Below are 22,962 nucleotides of genomic sequence, written 5' to 3' on the forward strand. Positions count from 1 at the left end.
CCTCAGCCCGGCACACCTGGCTCGGCACACCTCAGCCCCGCCCAGCCGACCCCAGCCGCGCCCATCTAGCCCAGCCCGGCCGCCCCGACCTAGCCTGGCTCGGCCCAGCCCGACTCGGCCCCGGCCGCGGCCCCGACCCCGACCCGACCCGACCCGACCCGACCCGACCCGACCCGACCCCGACGATCTTGCAGTTTCGGTCGCCGAGATGCACGGGATGCCCGTTAAGTCGCGGCAGCAAGTGCAAGATCGCCGGGCTTTGGGCTCAGCTCGACGTCGATCATGGAGTTGTGGTGGGCGGAAGGCGGCGATACGCGCCTTTCGCAGGGCACCACAACTCCATGATCGACACCAGCGGGCGGGGCGCAGCGGGCGCGGGCGCCAGCTGGGGACGGGCGCCAGCCGGGCAGGAGTGCCAGCCGGGCAGGAGTGCCAGCCGGGCAGGAGTGCCGTTCGGGTCGGAGCGCCGTCCGGGTCGGAGCGCCAGCCGGGCATAGACGCCAGCCGGGGGCGCCCGCCGGGTTGGAACGTCCAGCCCTGGCGAATCCGAACCGAACGTCAGCGCCACGGCACAGACGCCAGCCCCGGGGGACACCAGAGGGACAGACGCCAGCCAGGGCGGGACCCAGAGGGGACAGACGCCACCCAGGGCGGGGCGCCAGCCAGGCACCCACGCCACCCAGGTCAGGGCGCCCGCCAGGCACCCACACCAGCCGGGGCGGGGCGCCGGTCGGTACGCGGACGCTGGCCGGGCGAGGGTTCTTAGGCTGAGGTGCGGGACTGGGCGAAGGTTGCGAACGCGTTCAGGGACTCGGGGTTCGCCAACGCGCCCTTGGCCGCAGCGCGGTCGACAGGGATTCCGGTGAGAATCTTCTTGACCGGAACCTCCAGCTTCTTGGCCGAGAGGGTGCGAGGTACCGCGCGTACCTGGTGGATCTCGTCGGGGACGTGCCGGGGCGAAAGAGCGGTACGCAGTTCGCGGCAGATCTTCTTGCGCAGCGCGTCGTCCAGTTCCAGGCCGTCAGCCAGCACCACGAAGAGCAGCAGCTCGCCGGCTCCGCCCTCGTCGTCTTCCAGGTGTACGACGACGGAGTCGACGACCTCGGCGAGCCCTTCGACCACCGTGTAGAACTCCGCGGTGCCCAGGCGTACCCCGCCACGGTTGAGGGTGGCGTCGGAGCGGCCGGTGATGACGCAGCCGCCGCGGGAGTTGATGGTGATCCAGTCGCCGTGCCGCCACACGCCCGGGTAGACGTCGAAGTACGCCTCGGCGTAGCGGCTGCCGTCCGGGTCGTTCCAGAACCCCACGGGCATGCTGGGCATGGGCTCGGTGATCACCAGCTCGCCCAGCGAACCGATCACCGGGGTGCCGTCTGCGGAGCGGGCCTCCACCTTGGCGCCGAGCGCGCGGCAGGCGATCTCACCGGCGTACACCGGTAGGAGCGGGACCCCGCCGACGAAGCCGGTGCACACGTCGGTGCCGCCGGACAGCGACTGGAGCTGGACCTGGTCGCCGACCGTCTCGTACACCCATTCGAAGCCCTCGGCGGGCAGCGGCGCACCTGTGGAGCCGACGCCGCGCAGCGCGGACAGGTCGGCGATGTCACGGGGCACCAGCTGGGCCTTGCGGCAGGCCAGCAGGAACGGCGCCGAGGTGCCGAAGTAGGTGGTTCCGGTCTCGGCGGCGAGCCGCCACAGCCCGCCCAGGTCGGGGTGGCCCGGGTTGCCGTCGAAGAGCACGATCGTCGCGCCGACGGCCGGGCCGGAGGCCAGGAAGTTCCACATCATCCAGCCGGTGGTGGTGAACCAGAAGAACCTGTCGGCCGGGCCGAGGTCGTGGTGCAGGGCGAGCATCTTCAGGTGTTCCAGCAGGATGCCGCCGTGGCCGTGCACGATCGGCTTCGGCAGCCCGGTGGTGCCTGAGGAGTAGAGCACGTACAGCGGGTGGTCGAAGGGCACGGGCGTGAACGTCAACGGCTCGTCGGTCGGCGCGGCCAACTCGTCCCAGCTCAGCGCGCCCTCCGGCGGGGTGCCGGCCGGGTCCAGGTAGGCGATGCTGACGGTGTGCCGCACCGACGGCAGGGCGGCGCGGATGGCGGCGACCTCGGCGCGCCGGTCCACCGCCTTGTCGCCGTACCGGTAGCCGTCCACGGCGACAAGCACCGACGGCTCGGTCTGCTGCCAGCGGTCGGTGACGCTGCGGGTGCCGAACTCGGGCGCGCAGGAGGAGAAGATCGCGCCGAGGCTGGCGGTGGCGAGCAGCAGGACGTACGTCTCGCCGATGTTCGGGGCGTACGCCGCCACGCGGTCACCGGCGGTGACGCCGAGCCGGCGCAGCCCGGCGGACACCCGGCGGACCTGTTCGCGCAGCTCGGCGGCGGTAAGGGTGACCGGCGCGCGGGTCTGGCCGTGCGCGATGACAACTGCGTCGTCGTCGGCGCGCCCGGGCATCCGCAGCACGTTCTCGGCGTAGTTGAGCGTGGCACCGGGGAACCAACGGGCGCCGGGCATTGCCCGCTCGGCGAGGGTGGCGGTCGGTGGGGTGTGCGCCACGACCTCGAAGTGGTCCCAGATCGAGCGCCAGAACCCATCCAGGTCGGTGACCGACCACTGCCACAGCGCGTCGTAGTCGGCGAAGTCCAACCCGCGGTGCTCCCGCAGCCAGCGTAGGTAACCGCCGATTCGGGACCGATCGAGTACGTCCGCCGGCGGCGTCCAGAGCATGTCGTTCACTGCCCTACCTCCCCTGACCACGCACGACACCGCGAATGTGCCGTGGCGACATCATGCCCTACCCGGAAACGCCATTCTGCGGACCGGGTCCGGCCATCGACGCGGGCCCACACCACATACCGGCACTGCGGAGCATGTGGGTGTGCCCACTCAGCCGTCGGTTCCGCGATGGGCTTGGATGGCTCGGCGCCGGGCGAGGCGGTGCGCGCGACGGATCTCGGCCTCCCGGTACCGGCGCTCGTCCTCCGGTGTCTCCGGCAGCACCGGGCGGACCGTTCGCGGCGCGCCACCGACGTCCACCCCGACGAAGACCAGGTACGCGGTGGCGACCCGGACCGGGGCGTCCTCGGCGGAGTCCCAGCGCTCGGCGACCACCCGTACGCCGACCTCCATCGAGGTCAGTCCGCTCCAGTTCACCTGGGCGTGCGCGTGCACTAGGTCGCCGACCCGGACGGGCTCGGAGAAAACGATCTCGTCGATGGCCGCGGTGACCGCCGTTCCGCCGCTGTGCCGGGCGGCGGCTGCCCCGGCCACGTCGTCGACGAACTTCATCAGGACACCGCCGTGGACGGTGCCGTGGAGGTTCACGTCGACGGCGGTCATGATCTTGCTGAGGGTGACTCGCGAGTACGAGGTCGGCTTGCCCGTCGGAGCGTCGGAGGGATGCTCGGTCATGTCGGAAACGGTACGGTGCGCGGATGCGACATCTCTGGAGCTTCCTCGCCGGGTTGGTGGTGGCGCCCATCACCTGGGTGCTTGTCACACTCGGGCAGGACGGGTCGAGCCGGACGGTCGACCGCTGGGTGGAGATCGGCACCTTCAACACAGCCAACCTGATCGAGCCGGCCGTGTACCTCGGTGTCGGCGGTGTCCTGCTGGGCCTGCTCGGCACACTGCGCTTCTCACCGGCCGGCCCACTGGTGGCCGGGCTACTGCTGGCCACCCCGTACGTCGGGATGTTCGTGGCGCCGTTCGAGGTGCGGGACGCGGTCCCGCAGGGGTGGAAGGTCTTCGGTGACCCGCTGCCGCTGCTGCTGCCGGTGGAGAACGGCACGCTCTTCCTGATCGGCCTGCTGTTGCTGATGGCGACGTTCAGCGGGCAGCGCTGGCGGCCCTGGCCGCAGGCGGCGACCACGCCGGCACCGGCGACGACACCGGCGGACGGCCCGCGCAGCGACGACTTCACAATGACCGACTGGCCGACGCCTGAGCCCTCGGAGCGCGACACCGCCCCGTTGACCCTTGGTTACCCGGCCGATCCGACACCGACCGAGCCGCTGCCCCGCCGGGTGGGCGGCGAGTCGCCGTGGTCCGCCCCGCCGCGCGGCCAACCGCGCCCCGAGGACACCACCGAGATCCGATGACCGTCGGGCGGGCCGGTCACCCGGCCCGCCCACCAACCCACCGGGCACCGGTCAGTGCAGGCCGATCGCCAGTTCCGGGTCGACGGTGTCGCGGAGGGCGGCGCGGGGCACGACCAGGAGCATGACCGCAAGGGCCGCAGCCATACCGCCCGCGATGACGACCGCCATCGGTACGCTCCCGGTGCCGAACAGCCCCGCCAGAGGTGCCGAGAACGCGCCGATGCCGAACTGCACGGCACCGAGCAGCGCCGCGGCCGTGCCGGCGGCCTCGCTGTGCCTGGTCATCGCCAGCGCGGGCGCGTTCGGCATGGCCAGTCCAGTGGCGGCCAGCACCAGCCACAGCATCGCGAGCAGGGCGCCCAGACCACCGAAGCCCGTCGCGGCGATCACGATCAGCAGCACGCCGAACACCGTTCCGGAGATCAGGGCGCTGATGAGGATCTGCTGCGGCGTGAACCGGCGCAGCAGCCGTACGTTGAACTGGGTGGCCGCGATCAGGCCGACCGCGCCAGCACCGAAGGCCAGCCCGAACTCCTGCTCGTCGAGGCCGTACTGCTGCTGCAACACGAACGACGACCCGGAGACGTACGCGAACAGGGCTGCCATCGCCAGCCCCGCGACCAGTACCAGTCCGACGAAGGCCCGGTCGTTGAGCAGCCCTCGGTAGTCGCGCAGGGTCGCTCGCACCCCGCCACGGCGGCGACGGGCGACGGGCAGGGTCTCCGGCAGCTTCAGTGCGGCGACGATGATCAGCAGCCCGCCCAGCACCGCCAGCGCCGCGAAGACGCCCCGCCAGTCGGTCCAGGCCAGCAGGGCGCTGCCAAGCGTCGGCGCGAGGATCGGCGCCAGCCCCATCACGAGCATCAGCCGGGAGAAGATCCGGGCGAAGGCGGAGCCGCTGAACAGGTCGCGTACGACGGCCGTGGCGACCACGGTGGCGGCGGCGACGCCGAGCCCCTGAAGGACGCGCAGCACGCCGAGCACGGCGATGTCGGGTGCGAAGACGCACAGCACGGAGGCCACGATGTGCACGGCCAACCCGGCCAGCAGGGGCTTGCGCCGGCCGACCACGTCGGAGAGCGGCCCGATCAGCAACTGGCCCAGCGCGAGGCCGACCAGGGTGCCGGTCAGCGTCAGCTGGACGGCGGTCTCGGTGGTTTCCAGGCCGGACGTGATGGCGGGCAGCGCCGGCAGGTACATGTCGATGGTCAGCGGGCCGATCGCGATCAACGCGCCCAGCACCAGGACGAGTTGCGCGCGCTGGCGGTTGGTCATCAGGTCACCCGGCAACACCTCGGGCTCGGCGGTTTTCTCCACCAACTGCTTCATGATCTCGATCTCTCTGCGGGTGTTGTACGTCGTGGGGCATGCCCGACCGTGGGCTGCGAGTGGACGAGGCAGACGGTGGTGGCGGCTGAGCGGCTCTGTGAGTCTGCCTATCCGACAACGTCTCCAGCCGGGCTGAGACGGCGACTGTGTGCGGACTCACGCACGAAACCGGCCCGTCCCGCCGCTGGGCAGCGGTGGGACGGGCCGGATGCGGTCAGGTGGCGCTCAGACCGTGTCGGCCAGCAGCTGACGTGCCATGACGATGCGCTGGACCTGGTTGGTGCCCTCGTAGATCTGGGTGATCTTGGCGTCCCGCATCATCCGCTCGACCGGGTAGTCGCGGGTGTAGCCGTAGCCGCCGAGCAACTGCACGGCGTCGGTGGTGATCTCCATGGCGGCGTCCGAGGCGAAGCACTTGGCCGCCGCGCCGAAGTAGGTTAGGTCGGCGTCGCCCCGCTCGGACCGGCCCGCCGCGGCGTACGTCAACTGCCGGGCCGCCTCCAGCTTCATGCCCATGTCGGCGAGCATGAACTGAATGCCCTGGAACTCGGCGATCGCCTTGCCGAACTGCCGGCGCTCGGCGACGTACCCCTTGGCGTAGTCGAGCGCGCCCTGTGCGATCCCGACGGCCTGCGCGGCGATGGTGACCCGGGTGTGGTCCAGGGTCTTCATGGCGGTGGCGAAGCCGGTGCCCTCGGCGCCGATCATCCGGTCGGCGGGGATCCGCACGTTGTCCAGGTAGACCTCGCGTGTGGGCGAGCCCTTGATGCCGAGCTTCTTCTCCGGCGCGCCGAAGGTCACCCCGGGGTCGGACTTCTCGACCACGAAGGCCGAGATGCCCCGGGAGCGGGCGGCCGGGTCGGTGACGGCGAAGACTGTGTAGAACTCGGACACGCCCGCGTTGGTGATCCAGCGCTTGACGCCGTTGAGCACCCAGTGATCCCCGTCACGCACCGCGCGGGTAGTCATCGATGCCGCGTCGCTGCCCGCCTCCGGCTCGGAGAGGCAGTACGAGAACATCGCCTCGCCGGACGCGACAGGGGTCAGGTAGCGACGCTTGAGGTCCTCGGAACCGGACAGCAGCAGCGGCATCGTGCCGAGCTTGTTGACCGCCGGGATGAGCGAGGACGACGCGCAGGCGCGGGCCACCTCTTCGATCACGATCGCTGTGGCCAGGGCATCCGCGCCCGCCCCGCCGTACTCCTCCGGGATGTGCGGCGCGTGGAAGTCGGCGGCCCGCAGCGCGTCGTAGGACGCCTTCGGGAACTCCCCGGTCTCGTCCGCCTCCGCGGCGTGCGGAGCCACCTTGGCGGCACAGACCTCACGCACGGCCTCCCGGATCGCCTCGTGCTCATCGGGCAACCGGTATACGTCGAACGACTCCACTGCGGCCATGTCGGCCCTCCCCTTCACCGCTATCATGCGCAGTCTGTGGCCTTCCCTGACCGCCAACCGCGCAGACTGAAGGATAGCGACTGCAGTTCAGGCGATGTTACCGGCGCGTAGGTACGGGGCATGACGGCGCACCCACGCCGCTGGGCAATGATGGACACAAACAGAGTCATACCTCCGGTGCCCGCCAGGCGCCGCAGCAGAATGCGACGCGACGAGCGCCGCCAGTGCGAGCGGAGAAGACAGGCGTGACGATCCCCTACCCCACCATCCAGCCGAGCCCCGCTATCGCCGCGGTGACCCCGCCGTCGGGCGCACCTCGGCCGCGGGTGACCTTCCTGGGGACCGGCTACCTCGGCGCGACGTACGCCATCTGCTACGCGGAACTCGGGTACGAGGTGCTCGGGTTCGACGTCGACGCCGACAAGATCGCGATGCTGAACGCCGGCCAGGTGCCCATCCACGAGCCTGGCCTGGACGAGCTGCTCAAGCGCAACCTGGCCGCCGGCCGGCTCCGGTTCAGCACCGACATCGCCGAGACCGCCGAGTTCGGCGACGTGCACTTCATCTGCGTCGGCACCCCGCAGCGGGCCGACGGGATGGGCGCCGACCTGTCGTACGTCGAGGCGTCGGTGACCAGCCTGGCGCAACACCTGACCCGCAAGGCGCTCATCGTCGGCAAGTCCACCGTGCCGGTGGGCACCGCCGAGTGGGTGGAGCAGCTCGTCGGCAAGCACACCCCCGACAACCTTGGTGTCGAGGTGGCGTGGAGCCCCGAGTTCCTCCAGGAGGGCTTCGCCGTCGACGACGTACTCCGCCCCAACCGGATCGTGGTCGGCGTCAAGAGCGAGTGGGCCAACGGCATGCTCTACGCCGCGCACAAGGGCGTCTTCGACCTGGCCGCCACCGAGGACCGCGAGGTGCCCCTGGTGGTCACCGACTTCGCGACCGCCGAGCTGGTGAAGGTCGCGGCGAACGCCTTCCTCGCCACCAAGATCTCCTTCATCAACGCGATGGCCGAGGTCTGCGAGGCATCCGGTGGTGACGTCACCCAGCTGGCCCGGGCGATCGGGTACGACCCCCGCATCGGCAACCGGTTCCTCCAGTCGGGCCTCGGCTTCGGCGGCGCCTGCCTGCCCAAGGACATCCGCGCCTTCCAGGCCCGCGCGCAGGAGCTGGGTGCCGGTGAGGCCCTGCGCTTCCTGCACGAGGTCGACCTGATCAACCTGCGCCGCCGGGCCCGGGTGCTCCAGCTCGCGGCGGACCTGCTCGGCCGGCGCTCCGGCCCGGCCGGCCCGGACTTCTCCGGCACCCGGATCGCCGTGCTGGGTGCCACCTTCAAGCCCAACACCGACGACGTCCGCGACGCCCCGGCGCTCGCCGTAGCCGCACTGCTGCACAAGGCCGGCGCCGACGTGCACGTGTACGACCCGCAGGGCACCGAGAACGCCCGCCGCGCCGTTCCCGAGCTGACCTACGAGACCGGCATCAACGAGGCGGTCACCGGCGCCGACCTGGTCTGCGTCCTCACCGAGTGGGCCGACTTCCGCAACGCCGACCCGGTCGCCCTGGGCGAGCTGGTCGCCGGCCGCAAGGTCGTCGACGGACGCAACTGCCTCGACTCGGCACTGTGGACGCAGGCCGGCTGGGAGTACCGGGGCATGGGCCGCCCCTGACGTTCCGAGAACCCACCGGCCGGCCGCGAAGCACCAGTAGCGGCCGGCCGGTGATGTTGTTTGCCCCGGACCCGCCGACAAGAGTCGAAATCCACGCCGGCATTGGGCATGCTGCGACAGTGGGAGTCCACAGTGCGGGTGGAGGGGTGTCGTGGCGACCTTTCAATGCTCCTCGTGCGGCCGGGAGATCAAGCCGGCCGTCCGCTGTCCGCACTGCGGGTCTGACCAGCCGCAGTGGGTCGAGCATCTGGCAAACGTCGAGCGCTCGATCGCGGAGATGAAGGCGCGCGACGCCGCCATCGCCCGTGAGCAGCGGCAGATCGCCGCCAAGATGCAGGCCGCGCTCTTCCAACGGGACATCCTCGCCCATGCCGGGGAGGAACGACTCAAGCAGGCGACCCGCCCCCGGCGGGTGCTGCGCCGCCGTCCCGGTCGTCGCCCACCGACGGCCACCACCGGCGCCCCGCCCCGGGTGCCCCGCCAGGGCACGCCTACCGCTCCGGAGGACCCGCCACCGCCGCCACCGCCGTCCTGGCTGGATGCCGACGACCCGGAGCACCCCCCGGAGGCGTCCTCCCGGGAGGTACAGAACATCCCCCTCGGTCTGGGTGCGCTGCTGCTCGGCGTGGCCGCCGTGGTCTTCGCCGCGGTGGCGACCAGCTCGATGGACGCCCTCGCCCGCCTCGGTGTCCTGCTGATCGCCACAGTGCTGATGCTGCTCGCCCCGCCGGTGCTGGCCCGGCGCGGGCTCACCTCGACGGCGGAGACGATCGCCGCCGTGGGTCTGCTGCTCGTGCCACTCGCCGGGTACGCCCTCTGGGCAGTCGACAGGATCGGCGACGGCGGCACCTCCGGTGCGATCTTCGCCGGCCTGATCTTCGCGGGCACCGTCGCCGTGTCGGTCGGCTACGCCACGTGGACAGGTCTGCGCGCACCCCGCTTCGCCGCCGTACTCGCCGCACAACCGGTGCTGCCGCTGCTCACGTACGACCGCATCACCGGGCCGGGCGGCTGGGCGCTGGTGCTGACCGTGGTCGCCCTCCTCAACCTCTGGCTGGTCCGCTCCGGGTTGATGGTGGAACGCCCCGTCCGGCAGGACCTGCCGGAGGCGAGCACGCCTGCCCCGCCCCGGCAGCGTGACGCCGAAGGCCGGCCGGAGGGCGCCCCGGAGGAGGCCGGCGAGGTGATCGACGCCGGCGTGGGGACCACCCAGCCGCCGGCCCGTCCGGTTCCCGGGGTGCGCGAGCTGACCTGGTCGCTGCACGCGGTGGCGGTCGCCGTCGCCCTTGCGTACGCCGTCACCGCCCTGCTGCGGGCACAGACCGTTCCGACGGCGACAGGCGCCGGGCTGGTGCTGCTGCTGGCCGCGGCGGTCGGGTTGGCCGGTGCGCTGGTGCTGCGCCGCCCACCGCTGCCCGACGTCGGGGCCGGCATCCTCACCCTTGCCGTGATCGGCGCCTTCGGCCGGATCGCGTCCGTGGCCCTGCCCGGCCAGTCGCTGCTGCTGATCGCCGCCGTCATCACGGCGACCGGTCTGGCGGTGCGCGCGGTCCCCGAGGCCGCCCGGCGCGGACCGCAGATCGCCTCTGCTGTGGCGCTCACCGTCAGCGGGTTGGTGGTCGCCGGGGGCGCGCTGCGCGCCGGCGTCGCCACGGTACGGGCGGCGCTGCCCGCGTGGGGCGCCGACCTCGACGGGTACGCCGCCGAACTGGCCGCCGCTGTCGGCCCCAACACCTGGCAGCTCGCCGCCGCCGCGTTCCTGCTCACCATCGCCGCCGTGCTGGCCCTGCCAACTGACATCCGCCGCGAGTTCGCCGTCGCGGGAGCCGCGCTGACCGCGCTCGCCGTACCGGCCTCGTTCGGTCTCGGCTGGGTGTCGGCGCCCTGGCCGATGGTGCTCACCGCGATCGGCATCGGAGTGACGGGCCTCTCTGCGCGGACCACCCGGGCCGCGCTGGCACACTCCGCCGCCGCCGCCGTGGTGGGCATGTTCGGCGTCGGTGCCGGCCTGTCCCGGCCGGGGCTCACGGCCGCCGTTCTGCTCACCATCTTCGCGGCAGCCACGCTGGTCGCGCTTGCCCCCCGGGTGCGGATCGCGTCCGCCGCGGCCGACACGGTCACGGACTGGGCCTCCGGCGGCGCCGCCTTCGCGCTGCCCGGCGCTGTGGCGGCGTTCGTGGCCGCAACAGCGACAGTCGACCCGACACCCACCCCGGCCAGCCTCCGCGAGGTGACAGTGCCGGTGCTGGCGGCGAGCTTCCTGGCGGTTTGCGTGACCCTCGGGTACGCCGCCATGGTGCAGGTCTCCCAGCGGCGCATCCCGGCGCCCCTGTCGGTCGGCACGGGGCTGGGCGCGCTTGTGGTCACCGCCGCCGCCTTCGGCGCCCCCGGGGCGACCGTCGCCGACGCCTGGGTCGGCGCGCTCCTGCTTGTCGCGGCGGTGCTGCTCTACCTGGCGCCCTCGATCGACGCCGGCCGCCGCTCCGACCTCACACTGGACGGCTCCGACCTGGCCGCCGCGGCGGTCACCACAGCGCTGATCGCCACGATGGTGCGCATCGGCGCAGTCATCGCCCCCGGCGGGCAACTCGCCGTGGCCGCCGGCCTCGTGCTGGTGGTCGCCGTCGGCGCCCGTGCCATGCCCGAGGAGTGGCGGCGCGGGCCGACCCTCGGCATCACCGTCGGCGGCGTACTCATCGGTGTGCTCGCCGGTTGGATGGCCCTGCGCGGCGGGGTGGGAGTGCTCGCCACGCCCGGCCCGATCTGGGACGGCGACCTGAGCAACTGGCCGGCCGCACCGACCGGCGGCTCGACCTGGCAGGCCCCGATCGCGCTGCTCCTGCTGGCCGTCACCGCCGGCATCCTGCTGCCGCCGCCGTGGCGGTGGGACGTGTCCGGCGCCGCCGTGGTGCTCGCCACGATCGGCGCGCCGGCCGCGTTCGAGCTGCCCTGGTGGTCGCCGGTGCTGGTCGGCGGGATGGTGGCCACCGTCTTCGGGATGGCCTCGGTGGCCACCGAGGAGGCCCGCGCCGGGCTGTCCCGGGCCACCGTCGCCGGGGTGGTGGCGTTGCATGCCGCCGGCGCGGGCCTGGTCCGCCCCTGGACCACAGCGCTGGCGCTGGGCAGCATCGCGCTCATCGGCGTGGTCGTGGCCGCGGTGGCCCGCGTGCTGGCCGGCCCGCAGGTGACCGACCTGGAGACCGAGGGGATGCCGCCGCACCTGGCCCAGATCGGTGGGGCGGCCGCCGGCGCCGCGCTGCTGGCCCTGCCCGGTGCGGTGGCGGCGCTGGCCGTCGAGTTCCAGCACTCGCCGCAGGTGGTGCTCACCGCAGCGCTGGCGGCTTCCAGCCTCGGTCTCGCGGCCGTGGCCGCGGTTCGCCGGCACGTGCCGCAGTACCTGCCCTGGGTCAGCGTGGCAGTGGTCGGCGGTGCCACCATCAGCGCCCTCGCCGCCATCCCCACCGGCCTGCCCTCCGGGGTCTACGCGGCCGCCGCCGCCCTGCTGGGCGTCCTCGCCGAACTGGTCCGTGCGGCCACCACACCGCCCACCGGCTCGGCCCAGCCGGTCCGGCGGTGGGCGGTGCTCCTCGACGGCGCGCTACGCCGGCTACCGGACGACCCGGACCGGCTGCGCTGGCGAATCAGCCCGTCCGCCGGTGCCCTCGCCGCTGCCGCCCTACCCACGGCGCTGGCTCTCGCCTCGATCACGCCCGCCCTGGTCACCGCCCTCGTCGAGCCGCACCGCACATTGAGCCGGATCTGGCAGGGCCCACCGCCGGAGCTGCTCACCCCACCGGCGGACGTGGTCAACCCGACCCATGTGCTGACCGCGCTGCTGCTCACCGCGACCGCCGCGCTGGCCGCCACCGGGTTCAGCGGCGGACGGCGGTCCCGCGCCGTGCCTGTGGTGCTGCCCGGTGCGGCCGTCACGCTGCTGATCGCGCCCATCGCGCTCGGCCGGGGCTGGCCCGCGAGCACCATCGGAGCGCTCTCCGTCTTCACCATCGCGATGCTCGGCCTTGCGCTGACCCCGCCGCCGGCGCTCGTCGAGCGGGCCCGGTCGCTGCGGCTGGCCCGGGTGCTGGTGTTCGCCATCGGTCTGGCCGGCGGCAGCGCCGGGCTCGCCGGCAGCCTGGCGGACCGGCAGTTGACCCTGTTCACCCTCGGCAGCGCCGTCGGTGTGGGCGCGGTGGCGGCGTTGTTCGGCGTCACACAGCGGGCGCGCATCCTCGGCTGGCTCTTCGCGTCGCTGATGGCGCAACTGTTCGTGCTCACCGCCGGCCTGGTCGCCGGGCTTGCCGCTGTGTGGTCCGCGTTCGGTGTGCTCGCCGTCGGCGCGGTCCTCCAGGTGCTCGCCGCGACCCTGCCACGGCTGCGCCGCCCCGAGGCGCAACGCGAAGCGTCCACTGTCGAATGGAGCGGGTACGCGGCGGCGCTCATCGCCCTGGCCCTCGCCTTCGACTCGCCCCGCCACATCGCCGCCCTGCTTGCCGCGTGGGGTGCCGTGCTCGGCGTGGCGGCCACCCGCCCGGGTCGCCGGCCGGTGGAGCGCCGCATCCTCTTCTGGGCGGTCGTGTTCTGCGAGATCACCGCCTGGTGGATCCTGATGCGCGTCGCCGACGTGGCGCTGCCCGAGGCGTACACGCTTCCGTTCGCCCTGTTGGCCCTGCTCGTCGGGGTGCTGGAGTTGCGCCACCGGCCGGACATGAGCAGCTGGGTGGCGTACGGGCCGGCGCTGGTCGCCGCGTTCGTGCCGACACTGGCCATCGTGCTTGCCACCGAATCCAGCACGCTGCGGCAGATGCTGCTGCTGCTCGGTGCGGTCGCGGTGCTGATCTTCGGCTCGTCCAGCCGTCAGCAGGCACCGGTCATCGTCGGCGCGTCGGTCACCGCGATCGCGGCGATCCATGCGCTTGTCAGCCTCGGCCCGTGGCTGGCGCTGATCCCCGTGGGCATCCTGCTGCTCATCCTCGGCGCCAGCAACGAGCGCCGCCGCCGAGCCCAGGAACGCCTACAGACCGCGCTACGCGGCATGAGATGAAACCGGAGGGTCCCCGCGGCGTAGGTGAGTGGGGACGGTGAGCGTGCCGGATCCGCCCGTCCCCCTCCCCCGCGATCTTGCACTTTCTGCCCGGGCATAAGGGGCATACCCGCTCTGATCGGCGGCTGAAAGTACAAGATCGCCGAGGGCTGGGGGTGGGAGCGCGAGGGCGGGCGGGTTACAGGGTGGCCTGGAGGGCTTCGTCCTTGGTCTTGATCAGCTTGTCCAGGTCCTGCTGGTAGGTCGTCATCTGGGCGCGCAGGGTTTCGTCGGCGGCGCCGAGGATGCGTACGGCGAGCAGGCCGGCGTTGCGGGCGTTGCCGATCGACACTGTCGCCACCGGGATCCCGGCCGGCATCTGCACGATCGAGAGCAGCGAATCCATGCCGTCGAGGTGCTTGAGCGGCACCGGCACCCCGATCACCGGCAGCGGCGTCACCGAGGCCACCATGCCCGGCAACGCGGCGGCACCACCCGCACCCGCGATGATCACCTTGAGACCCCGATCGGCGGCCTCCTGGCCGTACTCGATCATCGTGACCGGGGTTCGGTGCGCCGAGATCACCCGGACCTCGTACGACACGCCGAAGTCGTCAAGCACCTCGGCCGCGGCTCGCATCGTCGGCCAGTCCGAGTCACTACCCATGATCAACCCGACGGTGGGCACCCCGGCCGCCTTCTCGCTCATTCGTGCCCCTCACGCAACCAACGGGCGGTCCGCACAGCCCGCGCCCGTACGTCGTCCAGGTCGTCACCGAGCACCGTCACGTGCCCGATCTTGCGGCCGGGCCGCACCTGCTTGCCGTAGAGATGCACCTTCGCGCCCGGCTCGGCGGCGAAGAGGTGGTGCAGCCGCTCGTCGATCGACATTCCGCCCGGCTCGCCACCGAGGACGTTCGCCATCACCACCACCGGCGCGGTCAGCGCGGTGTCGCCCATCGGGTAGTCCAGCACCGCCCGCAGGTGCTGCTCGAACTGGGAGGTCCGGGCGCCCTCGATGGTCCAGTGCCCCGAGTTGTGGGGCCGCATCGCCAGCTCGTTGACCACGATCGCGGGTCGACCGGCCTCGTCGCGTACCTCGAAGAGTTCGACGGCGAGCAGGCCGACCACGCCGAGCGCGGTGGCCAGGTCGATGGCGAGTTGCTGGGCGGCGACCGCCAGTTCCTCGTCCAGGCCGGGCGCCGGGGCCAGCACCTCAACGTTGATGCCGTCGCGCTGGACCGTCTCGACCACCGGGTACGCGGCCACCTGCCCGAACGGCGACCGGGCCACCTGCACGGCCAGCTCCCGGCGCAGCGGCACCCGCTCCTCGACGATCAGCGGGGTGCCACCGGCGAGCAGCGTGGTCGCCAGCTCGGTGGCCTGGGCGGCGTCGTCGACAAGCCAGACACCTCGGCCGTCGTAGCCACCCCGGGCCGCCTTGAGCACCACCGGCCAGCCGACCTGCTCGCCGAAGCCGACGAGGTCGGCGGGCTCACCGACCGGCTGCCACCGGGGGTTGGGCGCGCCCAGCTCGGTGAGGCGTTCCCGCATCACCTGCTTGTCCTGGGCGTGCAGCAGCGCGTTCGCCGGCGGGTACACCGACACGCCCTCCGCCGCCAGCGCGCGGATGTGCTCGGAGGGCACGTGCTCGTGGTCGAAGGTGACCACGTCGCAGCCCTTGGCGAAGGTGCGCAGGGCGGCCAGGTCGGTGTGCTCGCCGTACTGGACGTCGGCGGCGACCAGTGCCGCGCCGTCCTCGGGACTGGCGGCGAGCACACGCAGTGACTGGCCGAGGGCGATCGCGGCCTGGTGGGTCATCCGGGCCAACTGGCCGCCACCCACCATGCCGACAACGGGGAGACCGGTACGGGAATCCATAGCGCGGCCAGCCTATCCGGGTGGCCGGCGCGGTCGTCCGGAGGGCCGGCGCCCGCCGCTCCGCGAGACGCCGGCCACCACCGTGCCCGGGTCGCGGGCGACTACCGGGCGCTACGTCGGTCGCGGTGTGTTCAGCCGAGCTGGGCGACCAACTCCTCGACTGAGGTCACCGGCCGTTGGCAGACGAAACCCCGGCAGACGTACGCCGCGGACCGCCCGTCGACGAACGGACGGTCGGCGAGCAGCGGGACCCCCGGCTGGTCCGGAGCTCCGGCGACCACCACCGCTCCGGGCGGGGCGTGCCGGTGGGCTGCGGCCACCAGCGGATCGCCGGCCGGGTCGCCGGTCACCACGGCGATCTCGTACGGCCCGGACAGCAGCGCCTCACCGACAGTGGCCGCGTACCCGGTGAACCGGGCGTGCCGCCCGACGATCGGTGCCACAGTGGCGAGCGCCGCCTCGGCGGCCTCCCGGTAGCGGGTCTCGCCGGTCAGCGCGGCGTACGCCACGAGCCCGGCCACCAGCGCGGACCGGCCCGACGGGGTGGCGTTGTCGGTCGGGTCGGCCGGCCGGGCGACGAGCTGCTCGGCGTCGTCGGCCGTGTCGTAGTAGGCGCCGCCGGGCGCGGCGAAGTGCTCCAGCGCGGTGTCCAGCAGCCCGCCGGCCAGTGTGAGCCAACGACCTTCGCCGGTGAGCTGGTGCATCGCGCAGAACGCCTCGGCCACGCAGCCGTAGTCCTCGAGGACGCCGGCCGGCTCACCGACCTTGCCGTCGCGGGAGACCCGGCGCAGCCGGCCGTCGACAAGGTGCACGCTCGCCAGGTGCTCGGCGGCGTTACGCATCGCGCCGTCGGCGACGATTGTCACGCCGTCCATCAGGTTGGCGTCCTCGTCCTGCGGCGACGCGTACAGGGCGGCGACCTGCTGGAACTCGGCCATGGCGGTGATCGCCAGACCGTTCCACGCGGCCACCACCTTGTCGTCACGAGCAGGCTGGGGGCGTGTGTCCCGAGCCGCGAGCAGCCGGCCCACCACCTGCTGCCAGCGGGCGCGGATCTCGGGTGCGGCGTCATCGACGTCCCGGGCGAGCCGCAGCACGCTCATGCCGTGCTCGAAGGTCCCCTCCTCGGTGACGGCGAACAGGTCGGCGGCCCACCGGCCGTCCTCCTCGCCGAGCACCTCGACGAGCTGGGCGGGCGTCCAGGCGTAGGTGAGCCCCTCGACGCCCTCCGTGTCGGCGTCCAGCGCGGACGTGAACCCCTCCCCCGGCCGGTGCAGCTCGTCGGCGAGGAACCGGGCGGTGTCCCGGGCGATCCGGCGGGCCAGCGGGTCGCCGGTCAGCCGCCAGAGCTGCGTGTAGACCCGCAGCAGCAGCGCGTTGTCGTAGAGCATCTTCTCGAAGTGCGGCACCGTCCAGTGCGCGTCCACCGAGTAACGGGCGAAGCCGCCGGCCAACTGGTCGTAGATGCCGCCCCGGGCCATCGCCTCGGCAGTGTGCCGGACGATCTCCAGGCTGCGCGGGTCGCCGGTGCGCTGGTGGTGGCGCAGCAGGAAGAGCAGGTTCATGTGCGGCGGAAACTTCGGGGCGCCCCCGAAACCGCCGTTCGTCCCGTCGTACTCACCTGCCAGGTTGGCGGCCGCGGCGTCGAGCAGCGGGGCGTCCAGCGGGGCGGTGGGGCCACCCACTGCCTGTGCGCCGCCGATCGCCTCGACCACGGCGGCGCCCTGACGCAGCACTTCCGCACGCTGGTCGCGCCACGCGGTGGCGACCGACTGGAGCAGCCGGATGAAGTTGGCACGCGGGAAGTAGGTGCCGCAGAAGAACGGCGTGCCGTCGGGAGTGGCGAACACAGTCATCGGCCAGCCGCCCTGACCTGTCATCGCCTGGGTGGCGGTCATGTAGACCGCGTCCACGTCGGGGCGCTCCTCGCGGTCCACCTTGATCGACACGAAGTCGTCGTTCATCAGCGCGCCGACGTGCTCGTTCTCGAACGACTCGTGGGCCATCACGTGACACCAGTGGCAGGCGGCATACCCCACCGAGATGAGCACCGGTACGTCGCGCCGCTTCGCCTCGGCGAACGCCTCGTCGCACCACGGCCACCAGTCGACCGGGTTGTCGGCGTGCTGGAGCAGGTACGGGCTGGTGGCGTTGACGAGTCGGTTCACCTGTCGACCATAACCAGCTACGCCGAGCCGTGCCGGGCGCAGTCACCCGGCCGGTACGTCAGCGCGTCAGGAGGCGCGGCCGGCCCGTCAGGCAGTGCGGCCGGCCCGTCAGGCAGCGCGACCGGCCCGTCAGGAGGCGCCGTCGGCGCGGAGCCGGAAGACGTTCGACTCGGCCGAGTCGCGCAGCGACCCGAGCACCGCGCCGATCTTGTCCGCCGGCATGGGCTTGAAGAAGTGGTAGCCCTGCGCGGACGTGCAGCCCAGCTCGGCCAGGGCCAGCCGCTGCTCGGCGGTCTCCACGCCCTCGGCGACCACCCGCAGCCCCAGCTCGTGGGCGAGCCCCACGGTGGTCCGCACGATCGCCGCCGCCTCCGGCGAGTCGGCCATCCGGATCACGAACGAGCGGTCCACCTTCAGCTCGTCCACTGCGATCCGGGTGAGGAAGGTCAACGACGAGAAGCCGGTGCCGAAGTCGTCCACAGCGAGCTGCACGCCCATCGACCGGAGCGTGGACAGCACCTCGTCGATGACCTCCAACTCGCTCATCACCACGGTCTCGGTGATCTCCAGGACCAGCCGATGCGGCGGCACCTGATGGCGGCGCAGCGCCTCGGCGATCTCCGCCGGCAGGCGCGGGTCGAGCAGGCTACGCGCGGACAGGTTCACCGAGATCGGTACGTCGAGTCCTTCGCGGGCCCAGCCGGCGGCGACGCCGAGCGCCTTGTTCAGCACGTACCGGGTGAACGTGCCCAACTGCTCGCTGTTCTCCACCGGGCGGATGAAGTCGATCGGGTTGAGCCAGCCCCGCCGGGGATGCTGCCAGCGGATCAGCGCCTCCACCCCGGTGGGCGCGCCGGTGGCCAGGTCGACGGCCGGCTGCAACGCCAGCACCAGCTGGTCGTCGACCTCCAGCGCCTCCCGCAACTCGGCAAGCAGCGCCAACTGGTCGGTGCTGGCCGCGTCCCGGGTGCTGTCGTACGCGGCGACGCTCCCGCCGCCCTCCTTGGCCTGGTACATGGCGATGTCGGCCCGGCGCAGCAGCTCGGTCAGGTCGGCGGTGCCCGCGTCGGCGACGACCACCCCGACGGACACCTCGATCGACATCCGCACCCCGGCCACCTCGGTCGGCGCGGCCAGCCGCTCGGCGATCTCCCGGGCCTGCCGCAGCGCGTACGCCATCGGGGCGGTGCGGTCGCCGAGCACGGGCACCGAGGTGAGCAGCAGCGCGAATTCGTCGCCGCCGAGCCGGCCGAGCAGGTCGCCGGGGCGGGCAAGCGCGCTGAGGCGGTTGGCGGTGAGCCGCAGCAACTGGTCGCCAGCCGCGTGCCCGAGGGTGTCGTTGACCTCTTTGAACTGGTTGATGTCCAGCAGCAGCAGAGCCACCGGGTGCTCGTGCGCGAGCTGCCGCAGCGACTGGTCGCCCTTGCTGAGCATCGCCGTCCGGTTGACCAGCCCGGTGAGCGGGTCGTGCACCGCCTCGTACGACGATCGGGCGGTGACCAGTCGCAGCTCACGGTGGGTCGCGGCGTCGTGCAGGGCGGCGGCGAGCGCGTCACCGAACGCGGCGATGGCGTCGCGCTCCCGGGCGGTGGGCGGGGCGGAACGGGGGAACCGGACCCGCAACCGGCCGACCGGCGCGGCGCCCACCGACAGGGGGCGCACCAACTCGTGCTCATCGGGCTCAGACTGGTCCGGTGGGCCCACCTCCCGGTCGACCAGCTGACCGCCGGCGTCGCCCCGGTAGCGCCGCCACCTGCCGTCGGCCCGCGCCACGTCGACGTCGACCAGTTCGGCGTTGAACAGCGTCAGCGCGCCGCTCACCGCGGCGCTGGCCACGCCGCGCTCGTCGAGCTGGTTGAGGGCCGCAGTGGCCTCGGCGAAGGCCCGCCACGTACGGCGTTCCTGGTCGGCGCGCAGCCGGTAGCGGTAGGTCTGGTGCAGCAGCCACAGCAGTGGCGGCAGGAGAAGCAGCCAGCGTGGGTCCAGCTCCAGCAACGTGACGACCACCAGGCCGACAGCCACGTTGCCGACGAACATGAGCAGCTTGGCGCGCAGCGCGGCGAGCAGCGGCGGTCCGATCGGCAGCCCGTGCCGCAACCCCAGCGTCACCCCGCCCAGCCAGGCGGTCACCAGCAGGTACGTCACCGACCCGGCGATCACGGCCAGCGCCAGCATCGGTGTCGGCGGGGCGAGCAACGGCTCCCCCAGGGCCGTCGTGACGGACACCGCCAGTGCCGACGCGGCGGCGAGCGACGCGGCGATACGGACGATCTCCAGCAATGGACGGCGGTCGCCGTACAGCGAGTGCGCCGTCCAGGCCAGTCCGGCGCCGAGCAGGGTCGCCGACGGCAGCCAGCCTGCCGGCGTGAGGTAGAGGCAGACGATAAGCGCCGCCTCGCCCCAGGTGATGCTGACCATGCCCGCGCCCGTGCGGAACCGCAGTCGGGCGAGCTGGGCGACGGCGAGGATCGCCACGGCGATGCCGAAGCGGGCAGGGCCACCGAGGGGATCGTCAGCCGGCAGTCGGAACGGGAGGGTCCAGCCGACCATGGCGGAGACCAGGGCGGTCAGCGTCACCGCGCCGGTCAGCACGAGCAACCGGGCCGGCATACCGCGCGCGCCGAGCCGGTCGGCAGGGGGGCCGGAGGTCATCGACCATACCCGTCAGCCGGCCGACCGACGCTGTGACGGGTCACCGGTGCTGTGTCAGTCATCGGCGCCCCCTTCCGCGCACGGCTCGGAGACTTTTGGTCCCCCCGGCGGAAGGCTAAGCCAAACCGGGTGGTCGCAACAGGGGTCGACCACCCGGTTCGGCGTGAATCATGCGCGGACTACCCGTTCCGGTGCTGCTGGTGCCCGTTGGAAGCGTGCGGGGATGATTCACTCGCTCCCGTCCCGCCTGTCGGATCGACGACTGTCGCGTCCGCCCTGGTCGGGTCGGTCGCCCGCGCCTGCTGCGGGAACCGGTCCGGCAGGCGGCGCAGACGGGCGTTCATGTTGCGGATCAGCAGGATGGTCGCGGTGGCCAGCAGCAGGATGAGGAAGAGGCCCATCGGTCCGGCCAGGCCACCCGTGCGGGTGTCCCCGAAGTTGTTCTCCGCGAGCACCTGGGCAGCGGTCAGCATGGCGTTCCTCCGATGTGCGGTTGGGTACCAGGGTAGACCCGGCCGGAATCAGCGCGCGTGCGCCGTCTCCCGCACCCCTGCGAATAGGTCGGACTCGGGCAACGGGCTGTCCACGACGGTGCGGGCCAGCTCGAAATCCTCCGTCGGCCAGGCACGCTGTTGCAGCTCCATCGGTACGTGGAACCAGAAGCCGTCCGGGTCGACCTGGGTGGCGTGGGCGCGCAGCGCGTCGTCGCGGACGTGGAAGTAGTCGCCGCACTCCACCCGGGTGGTGATCCGGGGGCCCTTGTCGGGTCGGTCGTCCCAGCGCTTGAGCCACTCCTCGTACGGGGATTCGCGGCCGATGGCGAGCATCGCCTCGTGCAGGGCCATGATCTTGGCCTTGGAGAAGCCGATGTCGTAGTAGAGCTTCAGCGGCTGCCACGGGGCGCCCAGCTCCGGGTAGCGCTCCGGGTCGCCAGCGGCCTCGAAGGCGGCCACGCTGACCTTGTGGCACATGATGTGGTCGGGGTGGGGGTAGCCACCCTCCTCGTCGTAGGTCGTCACGACGTGCGGGCGGAACTCCCGCATCAGCCGCACCAGTGGGCCGGCGGCGACCTCGACGTCCTGGAGGGCGAAGCAGCCCTCCGGCAGCGGGGGCAGCGGGTCGCCCTCGGGCAGACCGGAGTCGACGAAACCGAGCCAGGCCTGCTCGACGCCGAGGATCGCCCGCGCGGCGTCCATCTCGGCGCGGCGGATCTCCGCGATGTTGGCCCACACGTCGGGCCTGTCAAGCTTGGGGTTGAGCACGCTGCCGCGCTCACCGCCGGTGCACGTCACCACAAGCACGTCCACGCCCTGCGCGACGTACTTCGCCATGGTCGCCGCACCCTTGCTCGACTCGTCGTCCGGGTGCGCGTGAACGGCCATGAGACGCAGTTGCTCTGCCAACGTCGGCGCTCCTCGTCTGTGCCGGCCGGCGGACCCGACCGGTATCAACCGGCTGACCTGCCGGGATCCTCCGCACCCCGCCGCTGGTCGGCGTTGCGGGCCCGACCCGACCTGCCGTTGCTGCCGTTGGGTCGGGTGGGAGAATGGACTCTGTCATTCTTGCCGATGCCGCCGACAACAACGCCAGGAGATACCCGCCGGTGACCGAGACGCACGCCACAATTTCACCGGGCGCGCCGGTCTTCCCGACCGGGCGCTACGGCCGCCGTCGGGCATCCGGCGGAGGCCGCCGTCGTACGCTGCTGGCCGCGCTGGCGCTGTTGGCGCTGTTGGCGGCGCTGAGCCTGATCTCGGTGCGGCTCTACCAGCAGTACGGTGATCCGAACTACCGCGCCGAGGTGATCACCTACACCGACATCACGGACACCCAGATGGTGCTCGACTTCCGGGTGACAGTGCCGGCGGGTGAGTCGGCGGTCTGCGTGCTGCGCGCCCGGGACCGCGCCGGCGCCCAGGTCGCCCGCGAGGAGATCACTGTGACCGCCGCCCCTGGCGAACGGCACCTCACCGTCCGGCACCGCCTGAGCACCACCGCCCGGCCGTTCATCGGCGAGGTGCTGCGCTGCCGTCCTCCCGCCTGAGCTGCGCGGACCACAGCTCCGAGCAGTGCGCGGGCGCTCCTACCACGGGACGCCCGATCCGGACAGCGGTGATGATCGCCGACACGCTGTGTCGTACCGCACTGGTAACTTGGTAGTTCACCTGTCAGCCAGCCACGCACATCTGAGGAGACCGCCTGTGTCCACTGGCAACGAGGCGCCCGCCACCTGGCTGTCCCAGGACGCGTACGACCGCCTCCAGGCCGAGCTCGACGAGCACATCGCCAACCGACCGGCGATCGCCGCCGAGATCAATGCTCGGCGCGAGGAGGGCGACCTGCGGGAGAACGGCGGCTACCACGCCGCCCGCGAGGAGCAGGGCAAGGCCGAGGGTCGCATCCGCTATCTCCAGGAACTGCTGCGCACCGCGAAGGTCGGCGAGGCGCCGACCACGGACGCGGTGTCGCCCGGCATGGTCGTGACGATCTACTTCGACGACGACACCGACGACACCGAGACGTTCCTGCTCGGCTCACGGGAGATCGCCGCCACCACCGACCTGACCGTCTACAGCCCCGAGTCCGCGCTCGGCAAGGCGATCCTGGGCGGCCGTCCCGGGCAGACCTGCACCTACACGGCACCCAGCGGCGCCGACATCAAGGTGACAGTGGTCAGCTTCGAGCCGTTCTCCGGCTGAGCGCCGCCGGCCTCCGGGCCGTCTGAGGGCGTACCCCCGCCGAGGTGT

Annotated in this window: 15 protein-coding genes; 5 read left to right on the plus strand and 10 right to left on the minus strand. The window is 72.3% G+C overall.

Going from position 1 to position 22,962, the window contains the following annotated elements; all coding sequences use genetic code 11:
• Positions 1 to 762: 762 nt before the first annotated feature.
• Complete coding sequence (locus ADK66_RS13405; RefSeq protein WP_053655261.1) at positions 763 to 2,733, minus strand: acetoacetate--CoA ligase; 1,971 nt, start codon at positions 2,731 to 2,733, stop codon at positions 763 to 765.
• Positions 2,734 to 2,883: 150 nt separating this feature from the next.
• The gene (locus ADK66_RS13410) at positions 2,884 to 3,408 is read right to left on the minus strand and encodes an acyl-CoA thioesterase (protein WP_053655263.1); all 525 of its coding nucleotides are present in this window, start codon (positions 3,406 to 3,408) and stop codon (positions 2,884 to 2,886) included.
• Between the two features lie 23 nt (positions 3,409 to 3,431).
• Here ADK66_RS13410 and ADK66_RS13415 point away from each other — a divergent pair, with 23 nt between their 5' ends.
• Positions 3,432 to 4,097: a hypothetical protein gene (locus ADK66_RS13415; protein ID WP_053655265.1), complete on the plus strand. Its 666-nt coding sequence runs from the start codon at positions 3,432 to 3,434 to the stop codon at positions 4,095 to 4,097.
• Positions 4,098 to 4,148: 51 nt separating this feature from the next.
• Here ADK66_RS13415 and ADK66_RS13420 read toward each other — a convergent pair whose 3' ends face one another.
• Positions 4,149 to 5,426 carry a multidrug effflux MFS transporter gene (locus tag ADK66_RS13420; RefSeq protein ID WP_369814790.1) on the minus strand — a complete coding sequence of 426 codons (1,278 nt, stop codon included), beginning with the start codon at positions 5,424 to 5,426 and terminating at the stop codon, positions 4,149 to 4,151.
• Positions 5,427 to 5,651: 225 nt separating this feature from the next.
• A complete protein-coding gene (locus ADK66_RS13425) occupies positions 5,652 to 6,821 on the minus strand; it encodes an acyl-CoA dehydrogenase family protein (RefSeq protein WP_053655267.1) in 1,170 nt (389 codons plus the stop codon).
• 245 nt (positions 6,822 to 7,066) lie between these two features.
• Between ADK66_RS13425 and ADK66_RS13430 the strand changes: the two genes are divergently transcribed.
• On the plus strand, positions 7,067 to 8,494 hold the full coding sequence (locus ADK66_RS13430) for a UDP-glucose/GDP-mannose dehydrogenase family protein (RefSeq protein ID WP_053655269.1): 1,428 nt from the start codon (positions 7,067 to 7,069) through the stop codon (positions 8,492 to 8,494).
• A gap of 151 nt (positions 8,495 to 8,645) precedes the next feature.
• A complete protein-coding gene (locus tag ADK66_RS13435; protein WP_053655271.1) occupies positions 8,646 to 13,535 on the plus strand; it encodes an SCO7613 C-terminal domain-containing membrane protein in 4,890 nt (1,629 codons plus the stop codon).
• A gap of 178 nt (positions 13,536 to 13,713) precedes the next feature.
• Here ADK66_RS13435 and purE read toward each other — a convergent pair whose 3' ends face one another.
• The 6 genes from purE to mca all read right to left on the minus strand — a co-directional run bounded on the left by purE (position 13,714) and on the right by mca (position 21,618).
• Entirely contained in the window at positions 13,714 to 14,202 is a 489-nt protein-coding gene (purE, locus tag ADK66_RS13440; RefSeq protein WP_053655411.1) for a 5-(carboxyamino)imidazole ribonucleotide mutase, read from the minus strand.
• A gap of 17 nt (positions 14,203 to 14,219) precedes the next feature.
• The gene (locus tag ADK66_RS13445) at positions 14,220 to 15,395 is read right to left on the minus strand and encodes a 5-(carboxyamino)imidazole ribonucleotide synthase (protein ID WP_053655273.1); all 1,176 of its coding nucleotides are present in this window, start codon (positions 15,393 to 15,395) and stop codon (positions 14,220 to 14,222) included.
• Between the two features lie 131 nt (positions 15,396 to 15,526).
• On the minus strand, positions 15,527 to 17,563 hold the full coding sequence (locus tag ADK66_RS13450) for a thioredoxin domain-containing protein (protein WP_053655275.1): 2,037 nt from the start codon (positions 17,561 to 17,563) through the stop codon (positions 15,527 to 15,529).
• Positions 17,564 to 17,692: 129 nt separating this feature from the next.
• Positions 17,693 to 20,215 (minus strand): bifunctional diguanylate cyclase/phosphodiesterase, encoded by a 2,523-nt coding sequence (locus ADK66_RS13455; RefSeq protein ID WP_053655277.1) that lies wholly within the window; start codon positions 20,213 to 20,215, stop codon positions 17,693 to 17,695.
• 179 nt (positions 20,216 to 20,394) lie between these two features.
• Positions 20,395 to 20,688: a hypothetical protein gene (locus ADK66_RS13460; protein ID WP_053655279.1), complete on the minus strand. Its 294-nt coding sequence runs from the start codon at positions 20,686 to 20,688 to the stop codon at positions 20,395 to 20,397.
• A 48-nt stretch (positions 20,689 to 20,736) separates the two neighbouring features.
• A complete protein-coding gene (gene mca, locus ADK66_RS13465) occupies positions 20,737 to 21,618 on the minus strand; it encodes a mycothiol conjugate amidase Mca (protein ID WP_053655281.1) in 882 nt (293 codons plus the stop codon).
• A gap of 200 nt (positions 21,619 to 21,818) precedes the next feature.
• On the opposite strand from mca, the gene ADK66_RS13470 reads away from it, so the two are divergent.
• Positions 21,819 to 22,259, plus strand: a complete 441-nt coding sequence (locus ADK66_RS13470; protein WP_053655283.1) for a DUF4307 domain-containing protein — start codon at positions 21,819 to 21,821, stop codon at positions 22,257 to 22,259.
• 157 nt (positions 22,260 to 22,416) lie between these two features.
• A complete protein-coding gene (gene greA / locus ADK66_RS13475; protein ID WP_053655285.1) occupies positions 22,417 to 22,914 on the plus strand; it encodes a transcription elongation factor GreA in 498 nt (165 codons plus the stop codon).
• Positions 22,915 to 22,962 lie beyond the last annotated feature (48 nt).

It is taken from the genome of Micromonospora sp. NRRL B-16802, assembly GCF_001279555.1.
Lineage (GTDB): Bacteria > Actinomycetota > Actinomycetes > Mycobacteriales > Micromonosporaceae > Micromonospora > Micromonospora profundi.

Excerpts from the sequence above, each read along its gene's own strand:
- ADK66_RS13415 (WP_053655265.1), top strand. The coding sequence starts at position 3,432 with ATGCGACATCTCTGGAGCTTCCTCGCCGGGTTGGTGGTGGCGCCCATC.
- ADK66_RS13420 (WP_369814790.1), bottom strand. The coding sequence starts at position 5,426 with ATGAAGCAGTTGGTGGAGAAAACCGCCGAGCCCGAGGTGTTGCCGGGT.
- ADK66_RS13425 (WP_053655267.1), bottom strand. The coding sequence starts at position 6,821 with ATGGCCGCAGTGGAGTCGTTCGACGTATACCGGTTGCCCGATGAGCAC.
- ADK66_RS13460 (WP_053655279.1), bottom strand. The coding sequence starts at position 20,688 with ATGCTGACCGCTGCCCAGGTGCTCGCGGAGAACAACTTCGGGGACACC.
- ADK66_RS13410 (WP_053655263.1), bottom strand. The coding sequence starts at position 3,408 with ATGACCGAGCATCCCTCCGACGCTCCGACGGGCAAGCCGACCTCGTAC.
- ADK66_RS13455 (WP_053655277.1), bottom strand. The coding sequence starts at position 20,215 with ATGACCTCCGGCCCCCCTGCCGACCGGCTCGGCGCGCGCGGTATGCCG.
- ADK66_RS13445 (WP_053655273.1), bottom strand. The coding sequence starts at position 15,395 with ATGGATTCCCGTACCGGTCTCCCCGTTGTCGGCATGGTGGGTGGCGGC.